Origin of the sequence: Stackebrandtia nassauensis DSM 44728 (assembly GCF_000024545.1) — a bacterium.
Lineage (GTDB): Bacteria > Actinomycetota > Actinomycetes > Mycobacteriales > Micromonosporaceae > Stackebrandtia > Stackebrandtia nassauensis.
On record NC_013947.1, the window covers coordinates 3,655,223 to 3,676,225 of the forward strand.

Sequence of the window (21,003 nt, forward strand, 5' to 3'; positions counted from 1 at the left end):
AGCTCTGCCCTCTCGGGCACTACGCCATAATGGACGCTAGACCGACGACCGCGCGGTCGTCGCCGACAACAGCCACCACAGGACCGCACCGGTGACCGCGGCCATCGCCGCCGCCATCAGTGTCGCGGCGAACATCCCGATCACGACGACCGCACCGGTCGGCTGACCTTCATGCCATAGTGGAGTCGACACCGTGAGGAACACCGCGAGTCCCGCCACCCAGGCCGCCGCCGTGCCGGTGATCCACCAGCCCGCCCTGGCGAGTCGTCCGCGCAGCAGCCACCATTGCGCGGTTCCGATCGACATCAGTCCCGTCACGGCCAGCACCACCGTGACACCGGCCGTCGCGGGCAGCGGCAACACGGCCTCGGACCACAGTTCGGCGATGACGAGGCCGCACACCCAGGCGATCCCGGCGCCGAGCGCGGTGGCTGTCGGCCAGTGCCGGGTCCCCGGCAACACCCGCCGCAGCACCCGCGCCTGGGCGAGGCCGAGGATGTATCCCTCGGTGCAACCAGCCGCCAGCATCAGTGCCGTCTGTACCGGCGCCGGGGCCGAGGGAGTGATCGCGTAGGTCGCGGAGGGCACCGCGAAACCGGCGCACTCCCCGAGGGTGACCCAGCCGAACCAGCTGAGCCACAACCGATCACGGCCCATGATGTTCCACAATCGTGGGTGCGTCGCCCTGGTCGAGGCGGAACGGTGGATAGACGTCGGTCATGAGCGCGACATAGGCCAGCACCCGGTATCCCCAGCGGGCGAGGCCGAGCAGCAGGTCGTACAGGCCGCTGAGGCGGCGTCCGGTGAACAGCAGCCCGAAACCGAGGATGAGCACGGCGGCGCCGAGGACACCGATCGACACGACGGCCCGTTCCCGGGTCGGCGCGTCATAGTCGCCCCAGACCGGGGCGGCCACGAACGCGTTGAGCAGCACCAGGTGGGGTATCGCCAGCAGCCAGTGCACCAGCGGACGCCAGCGCGCGATCCGCTCGGGGCGCGCGATGTCCAGTCGCGCCGGATACGACGGGTCGTCGGCCAGGGTGAAGGGCGGATAGCGGTCGGTTCCCAGCGCGGCGTAGCCGTAGTAGTTCACCCGCCAGTGCCACCGCAGGACGCCGACGTTGAAGTCGAAGATCCAGCGTGGATAGACGCCGGTGATCAACACCGCGACATACGCGACGATCGTCAGGACCACGAACGCCGTCCACAGGAACAACAGGACGAGGTAGTGCGGGATCAACAGGATCCACTTCACCAGCCACAACCACCGGCTGAGGGATTCGCCGGAGCGGGCGGTGAGTGTCAGCGTCTGTCCGTTCATGGATTGTCTCCTCTTTCCTTCTCGGCCGACGGCCGATGTCGAAGCCGGACCCCCGCGCACCGGTGGCCGGGGCGGGGGTCCGGTGGAGTCAGGTGAGATTCATCCGACCGGGTGCATCGTCTTGCCCGGTGTCGTTCGGCTCAGGCTCCCGATCAGGTGCTGGACGGTGGTAGCCGCCCACAGCAGACCGATGGCACCGAGGAAGAACGCGAGGGCGATTCCGTTGCCGGTGAACAGCGCGATGAGGAACGCGATGCCCGCCACCGCACCGAGGACCTGGCCGATCTGTTTGGCGGGAGTTGCCTTGGCCGATTCCGTCGCGCCGACGGCGCACGCGGAAACACCGAGGATCAGTGCCGCGACCGCGAGGCCGCGCACACCACCCACCACGGGAAGACCGGCACCGGCGAGATACGCGGCGTAGAGGCCGAACGTGAACAACACGATCAGCGTCGCGACACCGTCTCGCCAGGTCAGACGTCCGAGTGTCTTCGTCATCATGCTCACCTCCTCTCCCCTTTACCGTTTCGCGCGAGCGGGGACGCCGCATGGGTTCAAGGTCCTCAGGATTGGCGCGCCGTACCCGGGACCTTGTGCCCCAACGTTTCTGGACGCGGGCAGCCCGCGCGCGGCGCCATGGCGGCGCCAGGGTCGTTGGGCCGTGCGCGCAGGGGCCGACGACCGCGGCACCGTGCCCGAAGATCCTCGCCACGGGTTTCCACCGCGGCCATACGGTCGGATCATGGCGCTTCGCGACTTCCTGGAACGGTTTCGCCCGGCCGGTGCGCCCGGCGCGGCCGCCGTCCGGGGTGTGCCGGCCGACCGCGTCGCCGAACGGGCCGCCGAACTCGAGCCGTTGCTGGCGGTCCTGTCGGCCACCGAGCAGGAAGCCGAAAGGATTCGGGCGGACGCGCGCGCCGAGGCGGCGAGACTGCGCGCCGAGGCGACGCGACGAGCCGAGGAGCTGCTTCACCGGGCACGAACGGAGGCGGCGGCGTTGCGCGCCGAGTCGATCGCGCAGGCGCGCGCGACCGCCGATGACGACAGTCAGGTCGAAGCCGCCGTCCGGGATGCTGTCTCCATGGTGGACGCATTGGCGCGGGCCAGGATGCCGGATCTGGTGCACCAGGCGGAGGATTGGGCCCGCCGGGTCCTCGACGCCGATCGAACCGTGACCGGCGGCTCGTGATGAGGGCCGGATGGGTTGCCGGGGGCATCCGGGCACGCGCGTTGCTGAACCGTCGGCTTGGCGTCGCGGGTGCACGCGAACTGGCTTCGAGTGCGTCCGCGCGGGCCGCGATTTCCACACTGGCCCAGGGACCATACGGGCATTCTGTTTACTCTGGACAAAGCCTCGCCGATGCCGAGCACGGCGTGGTCGAGGCGCTGTTGTGGCAGTTGCGGGTGTTGGCCGGTTGGCAGCCCCGACAGGGGGCGGAGATCGTCCGGGTGCTCGCCGCCGGCCTAGAGATGGCCAATGTGGTCGAACTCGCCCGGGAACTGTCCGCTCTGAAGACCGGACGGTATTTCGACCTGGGCAGGTTGTCCACGGCCTGGCCACGGCTGCGCGAGGCCGCCTCGACCACGGAACTCGCCGAATTGCTGGCGACCACGCCCTGGCGGGATCCGGAAGGCATCACGCCCGCGGCCATCGCGTCGTCCCTGGGGCTGGAGTGGGCTCGGCGGGTGATGACCGTGGTCCCGGAGGCGGCCGGTTGGGCCGCCGGTGGTGCCGCGTTGCTGACCGCCCGGCTCCTGTTCCTCGACGGTCGACCGGTTGAGGACTCGACACGCCGTCGAATGCGGACGCTGCTGGGAGACGGTGTGGCCGCCGGCGACTGGGACGGGTTCACACAGGGGTTGCGGCACAACGCACGCTGGCCGCTGGCTGGGGTCGGTGATCCCGGCCAGCTGTGGCGTGCCGAGAACGCCTGGTGGGTTCGAATGGAGCGCGAGGCTCGGGCACTGTTGTCGACGCCCAAAGCCGGACGTGCCGTGGTGGTCGGCTGTGTCGGCATGCTGGCGGCCGACGCCCGGCGGGTCCGCGCGGCCCTGCACTGCGCGGCACGGGGCGGAAGAGCGCTGGGGGTCTACGATGCCGTTGTCTGAGACGATGCGTCCGGTACGGATGCGACGCGTCGCGATCGTCGCCGGGCAGGCGGATCTGCGCGCCGCCCTGGCGGCCGTGGCGGACACCGGAACCGTCCAGCTCGACTCGACCTCCTGGGCCGAGTCGTCGGCCGGACCGGCCGGACGGGCACTGCGGGCGGCCCATGCCACAGTGGATTCGCCGGCGCTCTCGGAGTGGGAACCGGACCTGGACGAACTGGTGCGAGGCGGTCGCCTGGACCTGCTGGCCGGGGAGGCCCAGCTGGAGACTCACGCGGCCCAGGCCGTCCGGCGGGGCGAGTTCGCCGCGCTGACCGGGTGGCTTGCCGAATCGGCACTGCCGGATCTGACCGCCCGGCTGAGTCGGCTGGGCGCCGCGGTGGTGCCGCTGCCGTCGCCGCCGGGAGTCGATCCGCCCACCCTGTTGCCCGAAGGTGGACCCTGGCGCGGCTCCTTCACCGAATTGGTCACCACCTACGGCACGCTCCCCTATCGCGACGTCGATCCGACGCTTCCGGCGGCCGCGGCGTACGTGTTCATGTTCGGCATGATGTTCGGCGACGCCGGTCACGGACTGCTGCTCCTGCTGGTCGCGCTGTGGTTGCGGTTCCGGCCGCCGCGGCGACTGCTGTGGGCGGTGCGGGCCTGGCCGTTCGTGCTCGCCGCGGGGTTCACCAGTGTCGGTTTCGGGGTGTTGTACGGGGAGTTCTTCGGGCCCACCGGGGTGCTGCCGGTCCTGTGGGTGGCTCCGCTCGAACAGCCGATGACGCTGCTGTGGGCGTCGGTGGCGGTGGGCGCCGTGTTGCTGGCCGCGGCCTACGCGGCCGCGGTCGTGAATCGCTGGCGGGAGGGCGGGCCTCGGCTGGCGGTGTACGCCTCCTCGGGCGGCGCGGGGCTGACGGTCTTCGTCGGCTTGGGCGCGCTGGCCGCCGGGCTTCTCCTGCACGGATATGTGCTCATCGGTGTCGGCGTCTGCGTCACCGCGGTCGGTCTGGCGCTGTCGGGTGTCGGGTTCTACGCCGCTTCCGGTGGTGGCGCCGGCGGGATGGCGCAGGCCGGGGTCGAGGTCTTCGACGCGATCCTGCGGCTTGGCTCCAACCTGTTCTCCTTCGCCCGGTTGGCGGCGTTCGGACTCACCCACGCCGCACTGGCCGGGTTGGTGTGGCACGGCACCACCGGACTGGCCGACGGGGGTCTCCCCGGGACGATCGCGGCGGTGCTGGTGTTCGTGCTCGGCAACGCGGTGGCGTTCGCGCTGGAGGCACTGGTGGCCGCGATCCAAGCGCTGCGACTCGAGTTCTACGAACTGTTCTCGCGGATGTTCACCGGATTCGGTGAACCATTCCACCCCTGGAGAATTCCCATATGGACTGACATGGAGGAGGATCGGTCATGATCGTGTTGCTGGCGGGGCTCGCGCTCGTCGTCGCGGCGGTGGCCGCCGCCTACGGCCTGTCGCGTCGGCGGCGGCGGGCCGGGACCGTGCTGCTGATCGCCGTCAACGCCCTGCTGCTGGCGAGCGCGCTACTGGTGGTGTTGCTGGTACTGACGGGCGAGCCCGCCCAGGCCGCCGCCCCGGCCGAATCCGGTGACGAGGCGAACTGGGCCGCGTTGCTGGGAGCGGCGATCGCGGTGGTCGGCTCCTCGATCGGAGCGGCGATCGCGGTGGCGTACACCGGTTCCGCGGCGCTGGCGGCATTGAGCGAACGGCCTGAGCTGTTCGGCCGGGCCATGGTGATCGTGGGTCTGGCCGAGGGAATCGCCATCTACGGGCTGATCGTGGCGATCATCCTGATCGGACGTTCCTGACCATGGGCCGGGTCGCGGTGATCGGCGAACGGGACCTGGTGACCGGTTGGTCCCTGGCCGGGGCGCTGGTGTGCCCGGCGGAGGATCCCGAGCAGGTACGGCGGGCGTGGCGCGACCTGGGTCCGGAGGTGACGGTCGTCATCCTCACCGCCGCCGCGGATCGAAGCCTGGGCTCCGGCCGCGTCGGCCGACCCCTCACGGTGGTGATCCCGGAGTGAGGCCGCGACCGTTCACCGATGACCTCACTCCGGCGACGACCGCGCTGTTGTCCCGGGCCCGTTCGGACGCCGAGGAGCTGTTGCGGGCAGCCCGGGAAGAGGCCGCCGACACCGTGGCGGAGGCTCGACGGCGGGCGGAACAGGTCAAACGGCAGGCCAACGCGGAAGGCGACGCGATCGCTAACTCCATTCTGGACGAAAAGCGAGCCCGGACCCGCCGAGCGGTGCGCGCGGCGGAACTGCGTGCCCGAAACCGCGCGTACCAACGGCTGCGGGAGGAGGTTCGCCGCGCCGTCGCCACGATCGCCGCCGAACCGCGATACGCGGACCTCACCGAACGGTTCACCGCCGAGGCGCGGCGGCTGCTGGGCTCCGCCGCCCGGATCGAGACCGACGTCGGCGAGGTGACCGCCAGCGCGCCGGGGGCCCGGGTGGACTGTGGCCTGCGGCTGTTGGCCGATCGGGCCGTCGACCGGCTCGGACTCGCGGTCGAAGGGTTGTGGACACCGTGAACCAGACCTTCGGACGGGTGCGGCGGGTATGCGGCCCGCTGGTCGACGTCGATCTCAGTGCGCCCGTGGCGATGAACGAGACGGTGTGGCTGGGAACCGAGGGTATCCCCGGTGAGGTCGTGGCGGTGCGGGACGACATCGCCACGGTGCAGGCGTACGAGGACACCGGCTGCCTGGCCCCGAAGGCTGTGGTCCGCACCGGCGGATCGCCGCTGTCGGCTCCGCTGGGCCCGGGACTGCTGGGCGGCGTCTTCGACGGTCTGCTGCGTCCGCTGTCCGACGCCCCGGACTTCCTGGGTCGCGGGACCGCCGCACCGTCCTTCGGATCCCGACCCTGGTCGTTCGATCCACTCGCGACCGTGGGAGCCCGGGTGGGTCCCGGCGACGAACTCGGTGTGCTGCGCGACTCCCGCCCGGTCAAACACCCGGTCCTGGTTCCACCCACGCTTGCCGGGGAACTCGAGTATCTGGCCCCCGAGGGCCGATACCCGGCCGAGACGGTGATCGCGCGGGTTGCCGGTCAGCCGGTCCACATGGCACAACCATGGCCGGTGCGCCGCCCCCGTCCGGTCCGAAACCGGCTGGAACAGACCGCTCCCCTCCACACCGGACAGCGCGTCCTGGACCTGCTGTTCCCGGTGCCGCGCGGCGGCTCCGCCGCGGTTCCCGGCGGCTTCGGCACCGGCAAGACCGTCCTGTTGCAGCAGGTGGCCAAGTGGTGCGACGCCGACGTGATCGTGTACATCGGATGCGGTGAGCGGGGCAATGAGATGGCCGAAGTAGTGGCGGAACTGTTGTCGCTCACCGATCCTCGCTCCGGCGGCAGGTTGGCCGACCGCACCGTGGTCATCGCCAACACCTCGAACATGCCCATGATGGCCCGCGAAGCGAGCATCCACACCGGGATGACCGTCGCCGAGTACTTCCGTGACATGGGTCTGCACGTGGTGCTCATCGCCGACTCCACCTCCCGGTGGGCGGAAGCGTTGCGCGAGTTCGCCTCCCGGAACCGGGAACTGCCCGCCGAGGAGGGCTACCCGGCCGGGCTGGCCTCGGCGCTGGCGGCGTTCTACGAACGTGCCGGAGTGGTGGAGACCCTTGGCGGCCGCATCGGATCGGTGACCGTGGTGGGGGCGGTCTCCCCACCCGGCGGGGACCTGACCGAGCCGGTGACCGCCTACACCGAGCGGTTCGTCCGCTGCCGCTGGACTCTGGACCGCGACCTGGCCTATGCCCGGCACTATCCGTCGGTGTCGTGGTCGGGTTCGTTCTGCCGGGATGCCGAGACCATCGGTGCCTGGCACGCCGCCCACGGGGATCGCGCCTGGTGGGCCCGGCGCGAACGGCTGACGACGGTGCTGTCCGAAGCCGACAGGCTCTCCGCGCTTGCCGAGCTCGTCGGCACGACGGCGCTGCCGCCGCACGAACGCGTGATCCTGCTGGGCGGCAGGTTGATTCGTGAGGCGGTGCTACAGCAGAGCGCGCTGTCGGCGACGGACGCCCACTGCACCACCGCCAAGACCGTGGCGCTGGCCGAGGCGGTGATCGCGGTGATCGATGCCGCTCAAACCGCCGTCACCACGGGTGTCCCCGCCGCCGACGTGGAGGGGGCCGACTATTCGCCGCTCGTGCGGGCGCGTGAGGAGTCGGGCCCCGACGACGTCGAGGGAGTGCGAGCTCGCCGGGACGTGGTGCTGGAACGTCTGAAGGAACTGGCATCGTGAATCCCTGGGCCCGGCTCGAGTACACATCGGTGCGGTCGCTGCGGGGGCCGCTGCTGGTCCTCGACCGGGTGTCCGGGGTGGGCTGGGACGAGTTCGCCCGGATCCGGATGCCGGACGGGCGGCTTCGTCACGGTCTGGTGCTCGAAGTGGACGAAGACCTGGCGGTGGTGCAGGTGCTCGAGGGGACCGACGGGATGACCGTCACCGGCACCGGGGTGGAGTTCACCGGTTCGGTGTTCCGGGTGGTGGTCGGTTCGGGGTGGCTTGGCCGGGTGTGCAACGGGCGTGGGGTGCCCGTCGACGGTGGACCGCCGATCCTCGGCTCCGAGCGACTGCCGGTGGCGGGAAGCCCGATCAACCCGACCCGTCGCATGCCCCCCAGCGAACCGGTCCACACCGGAGTCTCCGTGGTCGACGGTTTGACCACTTTGGTGCGTGGCCAGAAGCTGCCGGTGTTCTCGATACCGGGGTTGCCGCATCTGGAACTGGCCACCCAGATCGCGGCTCAGGCGCACACCGGTGGCGAACCGTTCTGCGTCGTGTTCGCCGGTATGGGTCTTTCCCATGCCGACGCGGCGGCGGCCCGCGACGTCCTGGCCGAACGTGCCGCCGCCGGGGAACTCGTGCTGCTGCTCAACACCGCCGACGAACCGGTCATCGAACGCGTCGTCACCCCGAGGGTGGCCTTGACGATCGCCGAGAACCTGGCCTTCGGCCAGGGCCGTCACGTACTGGTGGTCCTGACCGACATGACCTCCTACGCCGAGGCGTTGCGTGAGGTCGCCACGGCCCGGCACGACATCCCGGCCCGGCGCGGCTATCCCGGATACCTGTACAGCGATCTGGCGTCCCTGTATGAACGGTGCGGCCGACTGCGGGACCGGCCGGGATCGGTGACCATCGTTCCGGTGCTGACCATGCCCGCCGGAGACCTGACGCATCCGGTGCCCGATCTCACCGGCTACATAACCGAAGGGCAGGTGGTGTTGTCCGCGCGGGCGCACGGTTCCGGCGTGTACCCGCCCGTCGATCCGCTGGCCTCGCTGTCGCGGTTGATGCGCCACGGCGCCGGACCAGGACGTACCCGCGACGACCACCTGGACGTGGCGGCTCAGGTACTGGCCGCGTTGGCCAGGGCCCGACAGATACGCGAACTGTCCGAACTGGTCGGACCGGAGGCGTTGAGCGACATCGATCGGCGTTACCTGGCTCTGGAGGCCGGTTTCGGCGAGGACCTGCTGTCGCAGCGCCGTGACGAGTGCCGGGACATGACCGACACCCTCGACCGGCTGTGGCGGGTCGTGGCGCGGCTGCCGCGACCGGAGCTGACGATGCTGCCCGCCGAACTGATGAGCCTCCATCTGCCCGAGAACCACCGGAAGGAACCGCGGTCATGATTCGGGTACCGCCGGGGCGGGCGGGCCGCCAATGGCTGCGGCACCGTGTGGACACGGCGCGAAACGCCGCCGAACTGCTGAAACGGAAGCTGCTGATCCTGGAACAGCGTCACCATCACTTGTGGACCCGAGCCCGGGAGTGCCGCGAGAGCTGGGAACTCGCCGCGCGTCAGGCACGCCAATGGGTGGACCGGGCCGTGCTCACCGGTGGTCTGCGCGGATTGCGGCTGTCGGCCCCCCGGGAGTCGGCGGAGGTGACCCTGACCTGGGACACCGTCATGGGCACCCGATACCCGGTCGCGACATCGTGCGCTCCGCCGCGAACGCCCCCTGGCGCCACCGTGCTCACGGGTGCTGTGTGGACTGAAGCCAACGTGGCCCACCGTCGGGCCCTGGAAGCGGCCGTCGACTGTGCCGCCGCGGCCGAGGCACTCCGGATCGTCGAACTGGAGATAGCCACGACTCGTCGCCGAGTGCGGGCCCTGGATCACAGGTGGATTCCGGGATTGGAAGCGACACTGTCCGAACTGGATGCCTCTCTCGAGGAACTGGAGCGGGCCGAACATCTGACCCGTCACTGGGCCTCGGGACAGGATCCGTCACGGTGACGCGCCGGCGGCGGTTTCGCGGCCGATCAGGTCCGGGTGTCACGGCGATGAGGGTATTTCGGCTCGACGGCCTACGACGTCTGGACTCTGCCAGACGCCGGACTGGAGCGGCACCGTAAGACGTGAAACGGTGCCGTTCGAAAGGGAGCCCGAATGAAACCGCCAGCCGAGGACCGGGAACTCCATGGTCATCCGCCCATCCACAAGACCCGTGAGTTCGCCGTCTCCCCGAATCTGCAGTCATATCCCGACACCTACAAGTCCTTTGACTGGGACGTCGCCCGCGACTGGCTGTCCGGGCTTCCGGGCGGCCGCGGTCTCAACATCGCCCATGAGGCGGTGGACCGGCACGCCGACGGTCCCCTCGCCGACAAGCTCGCGATCCGCTGCGTGGATCGAACCGGCGCCGTCACCGACATCAACTACACGGAGCTGAAGGCCGCCACCGGCCGCTTCGCCAACGTGCTGCGACGTCTGGGAGTGGGATCCGGCGACCGGGTGTTCTCCCTGCTCGGCCGGATACCGGAGCTCTACGTCACCGCCCTGGGAACGCTGAAGAACACCAGCGTCTTCTCGCCACTGTTCCCGGCCTTCGGCCCCGAACCGATCCATGACCGCCTGGTACTGGGTGACGCGCGCGTCCTGGTGACCAGCACCGAGCTCTACACTCGCAAGATCGCGCGTATCCGCGACCGGATTCCCAGTCTGGAACACGTCCTCGTCGTCGGTGAACCGGTGGAGGGGACCGAGGATCTCGAACAACTGATGTTCGAAGTGGACGAGGACTTCGAGATCCCCGACACCGATCCGGAGTCGATGGCGCTGCTGCACTTCACCAGCGGCACCACGGGCAAACCCAAGGGCGCCGTCCACGTACACGAGGCGCTGTTGGCGCACTACGCCTCCGCCCGGTACGCCCTCGACCTGCATCCGGACGACGTGTTCTGGTGCACCGCCGATCCGGGCTGGGTGACCGGAACGTCCTACGGCATCATCGCGCCGCTCGCGCACGGCGCCACCCTGCTGACCGACGCCGCCGAGTTCGACGCCAAGCGTTGGTATCGCATGCTCGCCGACAACCGGGTCAGTGTCTGGTACACCGCTCCCACGGCCATCCGCATGCTCATGCGGCAGAACCCGGAGCTGGCCGCTCGACATGACCTGTCGGCGTTGCGGTTCGTCGCCAGCGTCGGTGAACCGCTCAACCCCGAGGCCGTGGTCTGGGGACAGCGGGTCCTGGGTCTGCCGATCCACGACAACTGGTGGCAGACCGAGACCGGCGCCATCATGATCAGCAACTACGTGGCCATGGACATCCGCCCCGGTTCGATGGGACGCCCGCTGCCAGGGGTGGAGGCGGGCCTGTTGCGTCGCGGTGAGGACGGGCGGGCACTGGTGACCGACGGCCGGGTCGAGGTTCCGACCGAGGCGGACCAGATCGGTGAGCTCGCGCTGCGAACCGGGTGGCCGTCCATGTTCCGCGGTTACCTGCACGAGCCGCGACGGTACGAACACTGCTTCGCCGACGGCTGGTACCTGTCGGGTGATGTCGCCAGGCGCGACGCCGACGGCTACTACTGGTTCGTCGCACGCGCCGACGACGTCATCAAGTCCGCCGGTCACCTCATCGGACCGTTCGAAGTGGAGAGTGTCCTGATGGAGCATCCGGCCGTGGCCGAGGCGGGAGTCATCGGCAAACCCGATCCGGTCGCCGGAAACCTGGTGAAGGCGTTCGTGTCGCTGCGGCCGGGAGTCGAACCCGACGACCAGCTTCGGCTGGACGTGATGGGTTTCGCCCGCAAACGGCTGGGAGGCTTGGCGCCCAAGGAGATCACATTCCAGGCGAACCTGCCTCACACCCGCAGCGGCAAGGTGATGCGGCGCCTGCTCAAGGCCCGCGAACTCGGACTGGCCGAAGGTGATCTGTCTACCTTGGAGGGATCGTCGTGACTGCCCATCCCGAAGTCGACGCCGGACATCGCCGGGAACTGTTGCACCAGATGCTGCGCATCCGCCGGTTCGAGGAACGCTGCGCCGAACTGTACAGCGCCACCAAGATCCGGGGCTTCGTGCACCTGTGCATCGGCGAGGAGGCGGTCGCCGTCGGAGTACACAAGGCACTCGCCGACGATGACGCGGTGGTGTCCACGTACCGCGAACACGGCCACGCGCTGGCCAAAGGCATCACCATGGACGCCGTCATGGCCGAGATGTACGGCAAGGCCACCGGTTGCAGTCACGGACGGGGCGGCTCCATGCACCTGTTCGACCGTGACGCCCGCTTCTACGGCGGCAACGCCATCGTCGGCGGAGGTCTGCCGCTCGCGGTGGGTCTGGCGCTGGCCGACACCCGGCTGGGACGCCGCCAGGTGACCGCGTGTTTCTTCGGCGACGGGGCCGTCGCCGAGGGCGAATTCCACGAAAGCCTCAACCTCGCCGCGCTGTGGCGGCTGCCGGTGTTGTTCTGCTGCGAGAACAACCAGTACGCCATGGGGACCCCGTTGCGCCGGGAGCACGCCAACACCGATCTGGGAGCCCGCGCCGTCGGTTACGGCATGCGGTCGATGGAGGTGGACGGCATGGACGTCCTGGCCGTGGAGGCCGCCGCCCACGAAGCGGTGGCCCACATCGGCAGACATCGGGAACCGGTGTTCCTGGAACTGCGCACCTACCGGTTCCGGGCGCACTCGATGTACGACCCCGACCGGTACCGGGACAAGACGGAGATCGAGTCCTGGAAGCGGCGCGATCCGATCCCGGCTCTGGCCGCGTCGTTGCGAGCCACGGCGGACCTCAGCGACTCCGATATGGACAAGATGGAGTCCGAGGTCACCGCCGAGATCGACGGTGCCGTGGCCGCCGCGGAGGCGGCACCAGTGGAGCCGGAGTCCGAACTGACCCGGCACGTCTACACGGAGCGTGCGTGATGACCGGAACCGAACCCGCCACCACCGAAGCGCGGACCGTCACCCTCACCTATCGCGAAGCCATGCGCGACGCGCTGCGCCGGGCACTGGCCGACGAACCGGTCTTCCTGATAGGTGAGGACGTCGGCCAGTACGGCGGCGCCTTCGGCGTCACCCTGGGACTCCTGGAGGAATTCGGCCCCGAGCGCGTCATCGACACCCCGCTGTCCGAATCCGGCTTCGTCGGGGCCGGCATCGGTGCCGCACTGGGCGGAACACTGCCGATCGTCGAGGTCATGACGGTCAATTTCAGCCTGCTGGCTTTGGACCAGATCCTCAACAACGCCGCAACACTGTCGCATATGTCCGGTGGTCGACTCCATGTGCCGCTGGTGATCCGCATGACCACCGGCGCCGGACGACAGCTGGCGGCCCAACACTCGCACAGCCTGGAGGGCTGGTACGCCCACATACCGGGCCTGCGCATCCTGGCACCAGCCACTGTGGAAGACGCCAGGGGGATGCTCGCGCCCGCCCTGGCCGACCCCGACCCGGTGCTGATCTTCGAACACGGCTCGCTGTACAACGACAAGGCGACCCTGCCCGCGACACCGGTGCCGGTCTCCATCGACACCGCCGCGATCCGGCGCCCCGGGACCGATGCCACCGTCATCGGCTACGGCGGAACGCTCGCGACGGCCCTGTCCGCCGCGGACCAGCTGGCGACGGAGGGCATCCAGGCCGAGGTCATCGACCTCCGCAGTCTGCGGCCGCTCGACGACGCCACGATCATGGAGTCGGTCAGCCGTACCCACCGCGCGGTGATCGTCGACGAGGGCTGGCGTTCGGGCAGTCTGGCCGCCGAGATAAGCGCCCGCATCACCGAACAGGCCTTCTACGACCTGGACGCACCCGTGGAAAGGGTGTGTTCGGCCGAAGTGCCCATGCCCTACGCGCGGCACCTGGAACAGGCCGCGCTACCGCGTCCGTCCGACGTGGCGGCTTCGGTGAGGCGGACGGTGAACTGACATGGCCGAGTTCCGGATGCCGTCGCTGGGCGCGGACATGGACGCGGGAACCCTCACCGAATGGCTCGTCGCTCCCGGCGACCACGTGTCCAAAGGTGACATCGTCGCGGTCGTGGAGACCGCCAAGGCGGACATGGAGGTCGAGTGCTTCGATGCCGGGGTGATCGGCGAACTGCTGGTGCACCCGGGCGCCCGGGTGCCGGTCGGCACCGTCCTGGCCACCATCGTCACCGACGACGGCGGCTCGCCCGGCGAACCGGCAGCCGCCCCCGCGATCGAACCGGCCCCGCCGCGTGCTGATGCCCCACCCGAACCGCCGAGGGTGTCACCCCTGGTGCGGCACCTCGCCCGTGAGAACCACGTGGACCTCGCCAAGGTCCCGGCCACCGGACCCGACGGCACGGTCACCCGCGCCGACCTGGACCGGGTACTGCACCGTCGCCGGATCTCGCCACTGGCTCGGCGCCTGGCCACCGAACTGAAGGTCGACCTGGCGCGCATCGACGCCGACGGGCCGATCCACGCCCGGCACGTGCGCGAAGCCGCGACCCACCGCCACCCGGCCGAGCGCTCCACGTCCGCGGCCCGCGAGGCCACGGCCCGGTTGATGGCCCGCTCCAAACGCGAGATCCCGCACTACTACCTGGCCGCCACCATCGACCTGGGCCCGGCCGTGGACTGGCTCACCGATCTCAACCGGAGACTGCCGGTGAGTCAGCGTGTCCTGCCCGCCGCGCTGCTGCTGGTCGCCACCGCTCGCGCCGCGGCCACCGTCAAAGATCTCAATGGACACTGGATCGACGACCGGTTCCAGGCGGCCGACCGTATCCGGCTGGGCCTGGCCGTGTCGGTGCGCGGCGGCGGCCTGGTGGTACCCGGAATCGACGATGCCGCCGCCCTGAGCGTGCCGGAGATGATGGACCGCGTCCGCGACCTCGCCACCCGGGCCCGGACCGGTCAACTGCGTGCCGGTGAGCTGGCCGATCCCAGCATCACCGTCTCCAACCTGGGTGACACCGGAGTCGACAGCGTCCTCGGGGTGATCTACCCGCCCCAGGTGGCGCTGGTCGGGTTCGGCGCGATCACCGAGCGCCCCTGGGCCGTGAACGGTCTTCTCGGCGTGCGTCCGGTGGTCACCGCGAGCCTGTCGGCCGATCACCGGGTGACCGACGGCGCCGTGGGCGCCAGATTCCTCAACCACATCGACCGGTTGCTACGCGAACCGGAGGAGCTATGACACCACAACAGGCACACCGAATGGTCACCGACGCGCTGCGTCGCATCGCCCCGGACATCGACGTGAATCAGATCCACTCCGACGAGGACCTGCGCGACGCGGGCCAGCTGGACTCTCTGGACTTCCTGTCCTTCGTGGAACTCCTGAGTACCGACAGCGGAGTGCGCATAGACGAGGACGACTATCCGGCCCTCGGTTCGATCGCCGCGGCGGTGGACTTCCTGTGCGATCGCTCCGCGTCTCACGATCGTTTGACGACCCCGCCGTCCGACTGAGCGCGAGGCCGCCGACACCCCGTGCCCGCGCGCGGCCTGGTCGTCGCGCGAGAACCGACGCCGTTCTCAGTTCGCCGAAGGCCGCGCTATCTCGGCGAGGTCACCGGTCTCGCCGAAGCGGCGCCCGCTGACCATGTCCAAGGCGATGACGATGTACCTGGTCTCGGGTGCGGTGACCCACATCAGGTTGGCGAGCCTGGCGAGTCTGTCGAACTCCGGGCCCTCCTCCACGACCCGGGCCCGTCCCACCACGAGGACACTCCATCCCTCCCCGGTGTGCGTGTTCACGTCGTTCGCTTCGAAGGCCACTATGGAGCTTTGCGAGGCGTGAAGTACCTCGCTCGACGAGGAGACGGGTATGACGATCCTGCCGGCGTCAACCACGAACCGTGCCGGAACGATCATCGGCAGCGCGCGGACGGTGATGCCGATGTGCCCGAACACGGCGGTTCTGAGGAGGTGTACACATTCGTCTCTGGTCAGGGTTTCCTGTCCCCGTGAGATTGGCATTTCCCAACCTGCCTCATGGTCGGCCAGTAGGGCATCCGGTGGCCCGTCGTCGGGAGCCGCGCCCCATCGTGGCGACGGAGAGCCTTGCGACGTCAAGTCGTCAGTAGCCGAGCGGCTCACGGTGGTCGCGGGACTCACCGGATGCCATTCCATCGTCGCCCGGTGTCCGGGAGTCACGCAGAGCCGTACTTCTCTTCGTGTCGGGGCCGTGCGTCCCGCGTCGAACGCTCAAAGGTCCGTCGCCGGGCCTACCGTCCCGTCACACGGACACGCGCAGGGGCATTCGGCCCATGACGCAAGGGCGCAATCACGGCGAGCGGAAGTCCAGTGGCCCTTCGGATCTGCCGCTGATTCGGATGCACTGGAGGTGTCAGACAGCGAAAGGGTATTTCCGATGACCACGATCCCCGTCAACCCGGGACCGGTCCTGCTCGCGGACCTCACCGAACTGGTGGCGACCCTGCGCGGCGACGGCTACAGCGTCATCGCCCCCACGGTACGGGGCGACGCGGTGGTCCTCGCCGAGATCGACACCGCGGCCCAGCTTCCCTACGGCTTCGGCACCGAGGTGGAACCGGGCGGCTACCGGGTGACGCCGGTCGATGACCGTCTCGCGTTCACGCACGTCGCGAGTCCACAATCGTGGAAGGCATACCTGCATCCCAGCCGGGAGCGGCTGTGGTCGGCCGACCGTGACGCCGAGGGCTTCACGATCACGCCCGACGAGAGCGTCGAGCCACCGCGCGCGTTCGTGGGGGTGCGGCCGTGCGACCTGCGAGCCATCGGCGTCCTCGACAGGGTCCTGGAGGGTGGGGAGCGTTACCGCCGCAGGCGCGACAACGTCTTCATCGTCGCCGTCAACTGCACCGAACCTGGTTCCACCTGCTTTTGTGTCTCGGCGGGCGGCGGGCCGCGCGCCGAGTCCGGTTTCGACCTGGCCCTGACCGAACTGCCCGACGGGCGGCTCGTTGCGGAGACCGGCACGCCCGCGGGGGCAGAACTGTTGCGGCGGTTGCGAACCCAGGCCCCCGCCGCCGACACCGTCGATCAGGCCGACCGCCTGGTCGAATCAGCCGCCACCCGGATGGGACGGGCCCTGCCCGAGGGAAACCTGCGGGACGTCCTCGCGGCGACTCGCGAGTCGGCACATTGGGATGACGTCGCCTCGCGGTGCCTGACCTGCGGCAACTGCACCATGGCGTGCCCTACCTGCTTTTGCACCACCGTCACCGACTCCACCGACCTGACCGGCGACCACGCCGAGCGCTGGCAGCAGTGGGACTCGTGCTTCGACATCGACTTCGCCCGCATCCACGGCGACGAGGTCCGCACCTCGGCTCCGGCCCGCTACCGCCAGTGGATCTCTCACAAACTCGGCACCTGGCACGACCAGTTCGGCGAGTCCGGGTGTGTCGGCTGTGGACGATGCGTGGCGTGGTGCCCGGTGGGCATCGACATCACCGCCGAGGCCGCCAAGCTGGCGGACGAGTACACACAGGAGCACTGATGGAATCCGCCGTGCCCACGCTCCCGCTTCGCTACCGGATCACGGCCAAGACGAGCCACTCCCCCGACACGGTCTCACTTCGGCTGTCACCCGCCGAGGAGTCACTGCCGGTCTTCGCGGCGGGTCAGTTCGCGATGCTGTACGCCTTCGGAATCGGCGAGATCCCCATCTCGGTCAGCGATGGGTGTGACGGTGGGGACCTGACCCACACCATCCGGGCCGTGGGAAAGGTGAGCCAGGCGCTGCACGACGCCGCCGTGGGCTCGATCGTCGCGGTGCGGGGACCGTTCGGCCGGGGCTGGACGTTGCCCGCCGAACCGGGGCGCGATGTCCTCATCGTCGCCGGTGGCGTGGGGCTCGCGCCGCTACGTCCCACCATTGTGGCCGCCGCCCGCCAGCGCGACAACTTCGGTCACGTCTCGGTGTGCGCGGGAGCCGGTGGCCCGTCCGGGTTGTTGTTCACCGCGGAATACGACGACTGGCGGCGGGCCGGGCTGGACGTGCGCGTCACCGTGGACCGTCCCGGTCCGGGTTGGAGCGGCCGAACAGGCCTCGTCACGTCGATGTTCGACGAGGTCGACTTCGCACCGGGTCGTACCACCGCGTTGCTGTGTGGGCCGGAACCGATGATGCGGGCCGCGGCGCGAGATCTCATCGCGCGCGGTGTCCGTGACGAGGACATCCAGGTGTCGCTGGAACGCCAGATGCGTTGCGGCACCGCCGAATGCGGGCACTGCCAACTCGGCCCGCTCTTCATCTGCCGCGACGGTCCGGTCGTCGACTACCGGCTCGCGCGGCCCCTGCTGTCAGTGGAGGAACTGTGAAGACCAGCCTGGCGGTATGGAAGTTCGCCTCCTGCGACGGTTGCCAGCTGACGCTGCTCGACTGTGAGGACGAACTGCTGCCGCTCACCGAGCGCATCACCATCGCCCACTTCCTCGAAGCGGACAGCTCCACCGTGGAGGGGCCCTACGATGTCTCCCTTGTAGAAGGATCGGTGACCACCGAAGCCGACGTGGCACGGATAGGACGGATCCGGGAGAACTCGAAGGTGCTGGTGTCGATTGGCGCCTGCGCCACCGCCGGTGGTGTTCAGGCCCTGCGCAACCTCGGCGACATCAACGAGTTCGCGTCGATCGTCTACGCGCGTCCCGACTACATCGACACCCTGGCGACGTCGACACCCATCGCCTCGCACGTGGAGGTGGACTACGAGCTGCACGGCTGTCCCATCGACAAGGGACAGCTGCTGGAGTTCCTCGGCGCGCTGCTGACGGGCCGCAAACCCCGCCTGCCCGCCCACAGTGTCTGTTTCGAGTGCAAGGCGAGCGGAACCACGTGCCTGATGGTCGCCGAGGGGAGGCCGTGCCTGGGGCCGGTGACCCGGGCGGGGTGTGGCGCGATCTGCCCCCGATATTCCCGCGGCTGCTTCGGCTGCTTCGGCCCCGCCCCGGGTGCCAACACCCCGGCGTTGCGCCACCAACTGACCCAGCTGGGCATGCCCGCCGTCCATCAGGACCGGGTGCTGCGAACCTTCACGCCGGAGGCTTACGATGACGCATCGACATGACCGGTTGCTGCACGTCGCGGCGCTGGCCCGCGTTGAAGGCGAAGGCGCGATGCGGGTCCGGGTCACCGGCGACACCGTCACCGAGGTCCAACTCGACATCTACGAACCACCCCGGTTCTTCGAAGCCCTGCTGCGCGGACGCGGCCACACCGAACCACCCGACATCACCTCCCGCATCTGCGGAATCTGCCCGGTGGCGTACCAGATGAGCGCGTGCGCGGCCATTGAGGACGCGTGCGGCATCACGGTGGACAGTGGCATCCAAGACCTGAGAAGGCTGCTGTACTGCGGCGAATGGATATCGAGCCACGCGCTGCACATCTACCTGCTGCACGCTCCCGACTTCCTGGGGTACTCCGGGGCCGTCGACATGGCGCGTGACCAACGCCCCGTCGTCGAGCGGGGACTGCGGCTGAAGCAGGCGGGAAACATGATCATGGAACGCCTCGGGGGCCGGGCGATTCACCCGGTGAATGTCCGGATCGGCGGTTTCCACCGGCTGCCCACGCGCACCGAGCTGGATTCCCTCGTGGCTCCGTTGACCCGGGCGCTCGACGACGCACTCGACACGGTGACCATGGCCGCCGGTTTCGACTTCCCCGAGTACGAGTGCCGACATGAATGGCTGGCCCTGGTCGACCCGCGACAGCGCTATCCCATCGACGGCGGCGTGCCACACACCTCGCAAGGCTCGTTTCCGTTGCGCGAGTACACCTCCCACGTCGTCGAGCACCAGGTGTCCCACTCCACCGCGTTGCACGCGCGGCTGGCGGACGGTTCGCGACCGCTGACCGGCCCCCTCGCCCGATACGCGCTCAACCACGACCGGCTGTCGCCCCTGGCCCGGCAGACGGCGCGCTCGGCGGGTCTGGATTCCGTGTGCCGCAACCCGTTTCGCAGCATCATCGTGCGGGCGGTCGAAACCGTGTACGCGGTGGAGGAGGCGCTGCGTATCATCGCCTCCTACGAGCCCCCACCCCGCCCCGCCGTCCCGGTGCCGCCGGTGGCCGCCATCGGATACGGTGCCACGGAGGCACCCCGCGGCGTGCTCTTCCATTCCTATACATTGGACGACAGTGGAACCGTGCTGGCGGCGAACATCGTGCCGCCAACGGCCCAGAACCAGACCGCGATGGAACACGACCTACGGGGTTTCGTCCAGGACCACCTCACCTTGGACGACCACAGCCTCACCCATGCCTGCGAACAGGCGATCCGCAACTACGACCCGTGCATCTCGTGCAGCACCCACTTCCTCGACCTGACGGTGGAACGGGGCTGATCCTCGTCGCCGGCGTCGATCAGTGGCCGGGGTGGACTATCGCCACGGCCGCGTGAGCGTGGTGGACCATCGCCTGGGTTATGGAACCCAACAGCAGCCCGGTGAATCCGCCACCGCCACGGGATCCCACGACCAGCAGACGGGCTCCCGCCGACTCGTCCTTGAGAACCCGCCGGGCGTCGGCTCGCACACAGACCCGCTCCACGGGCACATCAGGGAACTTGGCCTGCCACCCGGCTAGGGACTCCGCCAGCAATCGCTCCTCGTCGGCCGCCAACGCGTCGACGTCGTACACCGTGGGAAGCAGGTCGCCGAAATCGGCGGGAGCCGGAGGCAACCAGGCATGCACGGCGACCAGTCGGGTACCGCGCATCGACGCCTCTTCGAAACCGAAACGCAGGACCGACTGGGACAGCGGCGAACCGTCGACCCCGACAACCACATGGCCGGGCTTGGCGTCCCCGCCGACACGGTCACCCCGCACCACGATCACCGGGCAATGTGAGTGTGCCGCGACCTGGGACGACGTAGAGCCCAACAGCAGCGAGGCGAACGTGCCCCGGCCCCGGCTTCCCACCACCAGCGACGCCGCCTCCAGGGAAGCCTTCAACAGGTCGACGCTGGGCGTCATTCCCTCCAGAGTCTCGCCCCGGACATCCAGGCCGGGCGCCAGTTCACGCACGCGCGCGATCTCATCGTCGACGAGGACGGTCGACTCCGCACGCATCTCCTCGATCCTCGACCCGTCGATCTCCGCGGCCACGGACGCGAAGACCAACAGGGAGTGAACTATCAGTAGGGGACGATGACGAAGCCGCGCCTCCTCCGCCGCCCAATCCACGGCGCGTCGGCTGTTGTCCGATCCATCAAAGCCCACGACAATCGGAGCTGCCATAATCCACTCTCCACTAACGACATGACCAGTTCGCGGTGCTCCCAGACTCCTGCCTGGAGAACGGTTACAGCTTCTCGTTGTCCGGTCCACCCACC

23 protein-coding genes are annotated in these 21,003 nt (G+C 69.2%); 18 read left to right on the forward strand and 5 right to left on the reverse strand.

Annotation, left to right across the window (positions count from 1 at the left end; translation table 11 throughout):
* Nucleotides 1-36: 36 nt before the first annotated feature.
* The 3 genes from SNAS_RS17025 to SNAS_RS17035 form a co-directional block, all read right to left on the reverse strand.
* Nucleotides 37-657, reverse strand: coding sequence for a hypothetical protein (locus SNAS_RS17025; RefSeq protein WP_013018688.1), 621 nt, complete (start codon nucleotides 655-657; stop codon nucleotides 37-39).
* A complete protein-coding gene (locus SNAS_RS17030; protein WP_013018689.1) occupies nucleotides 647-1,321 on the reverse strand; it encodes a DUF4389 domain-containing protein in 675 nt (224 codons plus the stop codon). Before SNAS_RS17030 ends, SNAS_RS17025 begins: the two co-directional genes overlap by 11 nt.
* Nucleotides 1,322-1,420: 99 nt before the next feature.
* Nucleotides 1,421-1,819, reverse strand: coding sequence for a hypothetical protein (locus SNAS_RS17035; RefSeq protein ID WP_144300531.1), 399 nt, complete (start codon nucleotides 1,817-1,819; stop codon nucleotides 1,421-1,423).
* 244 nt (nucleotides 1,820-2,063) lie between these two features.
* Here SNAS_RS17035 and SNAS_RS17040 point away from each other — a divergent pair, with 244 nt between their 5' ends.
* The 14 genes from SNAS_RS17040 (at nucleotide 2,064) to SNAS_RS17105 (ending at nucleotide 15,144) form a co-directional block, all read left to right on the forward strand.
* A complete protein-coding gene (locus tag SNAS_RS17040; protein WP_013018691.1) occupies nucleotides 2,064-2,510 on the forward strand; it encodes a hypothetical protein in 447 nt (148 codons plus the stop codon).
* A 185-nt stretch (nucleotides 2,511-2,695) separates the two neighbouring features.
* Nucleotides 2,696-3,430 carry a hypothetical protein gene (locus SNAS_RS17045; protein ID WP_083787139.1) on the forward strand — a complete coding sequence of 245 codons (735 nt, stop codon included), beginning with the start codon at nucleotides 2,696-2,698 and terminating at the stop codon, nucleotides 3,428-3,430.
* The gene (locus tag SNAS_RS17050; RefSeq protein ID WP_013018693.1) at nucleotides 3,417-4,826 is read left to right on the forward strand and encodes a V-type ATPase 116kDa subunit family protein; all 1,410 of its coding nucleotides are present in this window, start codon (nucleotides 3,417-3,419) and stop codon (nucleotides 4,824-4,826) included. The genes SNAS_RS17045 and SNAS_RS17050 overlap by 14 nt, the downstream gene beginning before the upstream one ends.
* Nucleotides 4,823-5,239, forward strand: coding sequence for an ATP synthase subunit C (locus tag SNAS_RS17055; protein ID WP_013018694.1), 417 nt, complete (start codon nucleotides 4,823-4,825; stop codon nucleotides 5,237-5,239). Before SNAS_RS17050 ends, SNAS_RS17055 begins: the two co-directional genes overlap by 4 nt.
* A 2-nt stretch (nucleotides 5,240-5,241) precedes the next feature.
* On the forward strand, nucleotides 5,242-5,457 hold the full coding sequence (locus SNAS_RS17060; RefSeq protein WP_013018695.1) for a V-type ATP synthase subunit F: 216 nt from the start codon (nucleotides 5,242-5,244) through the stop codon (nucleotides 5,455-5,457).
* Nucleotides 5,454-5,969 carry a hypothetical protein gene (locus SNAS_RS17065; RefSeq protein ID WP_013018696.1) on the forward strand — a complete coding sequence of 172 codons (516 nt, stop codon included), beginning with the start codon at nucleotides 5,454-5,456 and terminating at the stop codon, nucleotides 5,967-5,969. Before SNAS_RS17060 ends, SNAS_RS17065 begins: the two co-directional genes overlap by 4 nt.
* On the forward strand, nucleotides 5,966-7,693 hold the full coding sequence (locus SNAS_RS17070) for a V-type ATP synthase subunit A (protein WP_013018697.1): 1,728 nt from the start codon (nucleotides 5,966-5,968) through the stop codon (nucleotides 7,691-7,693). Before SNAS_RS17065 ends, SNAS_RS17070 begins: the two co-directional genes overlap by 4 nt.
* Nucleotides 7,690-9,090: a V-type ATP synthase subunit B gene (locus SNAS_RS17075; protein WP_013018698.1), complete on the forward strand. Its 1,401-nt coding sequence runs from the start codon at nucleotides 7,690-7,692 to the stop codon at nucleotides 9,088-9,090. The genes SNAS_RS17070 and SNAS_RS17075 overlap by 4 nt, the downstream gene beginning before the upstream one ends.
* Complete coding sequence (locus tag SNAS_RS17080; protein ID WP_013018699.1) at nucleotides 9,087-9,698, forward strand: V-type ATP synthase subunit D; 612 nt, start codon at nucleotides 9,087-9,089, stop codon at nucleotides 9,696-9,698. Before SNAS_RS17075 ends, SNAS_RS17080 begins: the two co-directional genes overlap by 4 nt.
* A 153-nt stretch (nucleotides 9,699-9,851) precedes the next feature.
* On the forward strand, nucleotides 9,852-11,648 hold the full coding sequence (gene acsA, locus SNAS_RS17085; protein ID WP_013018700.1) for an acetate--CoA ligase: 1,797 nt from the start codon (nucleotides 9,852-9,854) through the stop codon (nucleotides 11,646-11,648).
* A 50-nt stretch (nucleotides 11,649-11,698) separates the two neighbouring features.
* Nucleotides 11,699-12,625: a pyruvate dehydrogenase (acetyl-transferring) E1 component subunit alpha gene (gene pdhA / locus SNAS_RS17090; protein WP_425281046.1), complete on the forward strand. Its 927-nt coding sequence runs from the start codon at nucleotides 11,699-11,701 to the stop codon at nucleotides 12,623-12,625.
* A complete protein-coding gene (locus SNAS_RS17095; RefSeq protein WP_013018702.1) occupies nucleotides 12,625-13,632 on the forward strand; it encodes an alpha-ketoacid dehydrogenase subunit beta in 1,008 nt (335 codons plus the stop codon). The genes pdhA and SNAS_RS17095 overlap by 1 nt, the downstream gene beginning before the upstream one ends.
* A 1-nt stretch (nucleotide 13,633) precedes the next feature.
* The gene (locus SNAS_RS17100) at nucleotides 13,634-14,869 is read left to right on the forward strand and encodes a dihydrolipoamide acetyltransferase family protein (protein ID WP_041624988.1); all 1,236 of its coding nucleotides are present in this window, start codon (nucleotides 13,634-13,636) and stop codon (nucleotides 14,867-14,869) included.
* Nucleotides 14,866-15,144: an acyl carrier protein gene (locus SNAS_RS17105; RefSeq protein ID WP_013018704.1), complete on the forward strand. Its 279-nt coding sequence runs from the start codon at nucleotides 14,866-14,868 to the stop codon at nucleotides 15,142-15,144. The genes SNAS_RS17100 and SNAS_RS17105 overlap by 4 nt, the downstream gene beginning before the upstream one ends.
* 66 nt (nucleotides 15,145-15,210) lie before the next feature.
* Here the strand turns inward: SNAS_RS17105 and SNAS_RS34145 are convergent, their stop codons facing one another.
* Nucleotides 15,211-15,654, reverse strand: coding sequence for a pyridoxamine 5'-phosphate oxidase family protein (locus tag SNAS_RS34145; protein WP_013018705.1), 444 nt, complete (start codon nucleotides 15,652-15,654; stop codon nucleotides 15,211-15,213).
* A 394-nt stretch (nucleotides 15,655-16,048) separates the two neighbouring features.
* Here SNAS_RS34145 and SNAS_RS17115 point away from each other — a divergent pair, with 394 nt between their 5' ends.
* Genes SNAS_RS17115 through SNAS_RS17130 form a run of 4 tightly spaced genes read left to right on the forward strand, consistent with a single transcriptional unit; the run spans nucleotide 16,049 to nucleotide 20,013 of the window.
* Nucleotides 16,049-17,161: a 4Fe-4S dicluster domain-containing protein gene (locus SNAS_RS17115; protein ID WP_013018706.1), complete on the forward strand. Its 1,113-nt coding sequence runs from the start codon at nucleotides 16,049-16,051 to the stop codon at nucleotides 17,159-17,161.
* Complete coding sequence (locus SNAS_RS17120) at nucleotides 17,161-17,985, forward strand: FAD/NAD(P)-binding protein (protein WP_013018707.1); 825 nt, start codon at nucleotides 17,161-17,163, stop codon at nucleotides 17,983-17,985. Before SNAS_RS17115 ends, SNAS_RS17120 begins: the two co-directional genes overlap by 1 nt.
* Nucleotides 17,982-18,731, forward strand: a complete 750-nt coding sequence (locus tag SNAS_RS17125) for an NADH-quinone oxidoreductase subunit B family protein (RefSeq protein WP_013018708.1) — start codon at nucleotides 17,982-17,984, stop codon at nucleotides 18,729-18,731. Before SNAS_RS17120 ends, SNAS_RS17125 begins: the two co-directional genes overlap by 4 nt.
* Nucleotides 18,715-20,013, forward strand: a complete 1,299-nt coding sequence (locus tag SNAS_RS17130; RefSeq protein WP_013018709.1) for a Ni/Fe hydrogenase subunit alpha — start codon at nucleotides 18,715-18,717, stop codon at nucleotides 20,011-20,013. Before SNAS_RS17125 ends, SNAS_RS17130 begins: the two co-directional genes overlap by 17 nt.
* Before the next feature lie 19 nt (nucleotides 20,014-20,032).
* Here the strand turns inward: SNAS_RS17130 and SNAS_RS17135 are convergent, their stop codons facing one another.
* Nucleotides 20,033-20,908, reverse strand: a complete 876-nt coding sequence (locus SNAS_RS17135) for a universal stress protein (protein ID WP_013018710.1) — start codon at nucleotides 20,906-20,908, stop codon at nucleotides 20,033-20,035.
* Nucleotides 20,909-21,003: the final 95 nt, after the last annotated feature.

Excerpts from the sequence above, each read along its gene's own strand:
- SNAS_RS17060 (WP_013018695.1), top strand. The coding sequence starts at position 5,242 with ATGGGCCGGGTCGCGGTGATCGGCGAACGGGACCTGGTGACCGGTTGG.
- SNAS_RS17080 (WP_013018699.1), top strand. The coding sequence starts at position 9,087 with ATGATTCGGGTACCGCCGGGGCGGGCGGGCCGCCAATGGCTGCGGCAC.
- SNAS_RS17035 (WP_144300531.1), bottom strand. The coding sequence starts at position 1,819 with ATGACGAAGACACTCGGACGTCTGACCTGGCGAGACGGTGTCGCGACG.
- SNAS_RS17115 (WP_013018706.1), top strand. The coding sequence starts at position 16,049 with ATGACCACGATCCCCGTCAACCCGGGACCGGTCCTGCTCGCGGACCTC.
- SNAS_RS34145 (WP_013018705.1), bottom strand. The coding sequence starts at position 15,654 with ATGCCAATCTCACGGGGACAGGAAACCCTGACCAGAGACGAATGTGTA.
- SNAS_RS17040 (WP_013018691.1), top strand. The coding sequence starts at position 2,064 with ATGGCGCTTCGCGACTTCCTGGAACGGTTTCGCCCGGCCGGTGCGCCC.
- acsA (WP_013018700.1), top strand. The coding sequence starts at position 9,852 with ATGAAACCGCCAGCCGAGGACCGGGAACTCCATGGTCATCCGCCCATC.
- SNAS_RS17050 (WP_013018693.1), top strand. The coding sequence starts at position 3,417 with ATGCCGTTGTCTGAGACGATGCGTCCGGTACGGATGCGACGCGTCGCG.
- SNAS_RS17095 (WP_013018702.1), top strand. The coding sequence starts at position 12,625 with ATGACCGGAACCGAACCCGCCACCACCGAAGCGCGGACCGTCACCCTC.
- SNAS_RS17135 (WP_013018710.1), bottom strand. The coding sequence starts at position 20,908 with ATGGCAGCTCCGATTGTCGTGGGCTTTGATGGATCGGACAACAGCCGA.
- pdhA (WP_425281046.1), top strand. The coding sequence starts at position 11,699 with ATGCTGCGCATCCGCCGGTTCGAGGAACGCTGCGCCGAACTGTACAGC.
- SNAS_RS17025 (WP_013018688.1), bottom strand. The coding sequence starts at position 657 with ATGGGCCGTGATCGGTTGTGGCTCAGCTGGTTCGGCTGGGTCACCCTC.
- SNAS_RS17030 (WP_013018689.1), bottom strand. The coding sequence starts at position 1,321 with ATGAACGGACAGACGCTGACACTCACCGCCCGCTCCGGCGAATCCCTC.
- SNAS_RS17100 (WP_041624988.1), top strand. The coding sequence starts at position 13,634 with ATGGCCGAGTTCCGGATGCCGTCGCTGGGCGCGGACATGGACGCGGGA.
- SNAS_RS17120 (WP_013018707.1), top strand. The coding sequence starts at position 17,161 with ATGGAATCCGCCGTGCCCACGCTCCCGCTTCGCTACCGGATCACGGCC.
- SNAS_RS17130 (WP_013018709.1), top strand. The coding sequence starts at position 18,715 with ATGACGCATCGACATGACCGGTTGCTGCACGTCGCGGCGCTGGCCCGC.
- SNAS_RS17105 (WP_013018704.1), top strand. The coding sequence starts at position 14,866 with ATGACACCACAACAGGCACACCGAATGGTCACCGACGCGCTGCGTCGC.
- SNAS_RS17055 (WP_013018694.1), top strand. The coding sequence starts at position 4,823 with ATGATCGTGTTGCTGGCGGGGCTCGCGCTCGTCGTCGCGGCGGTGGCC.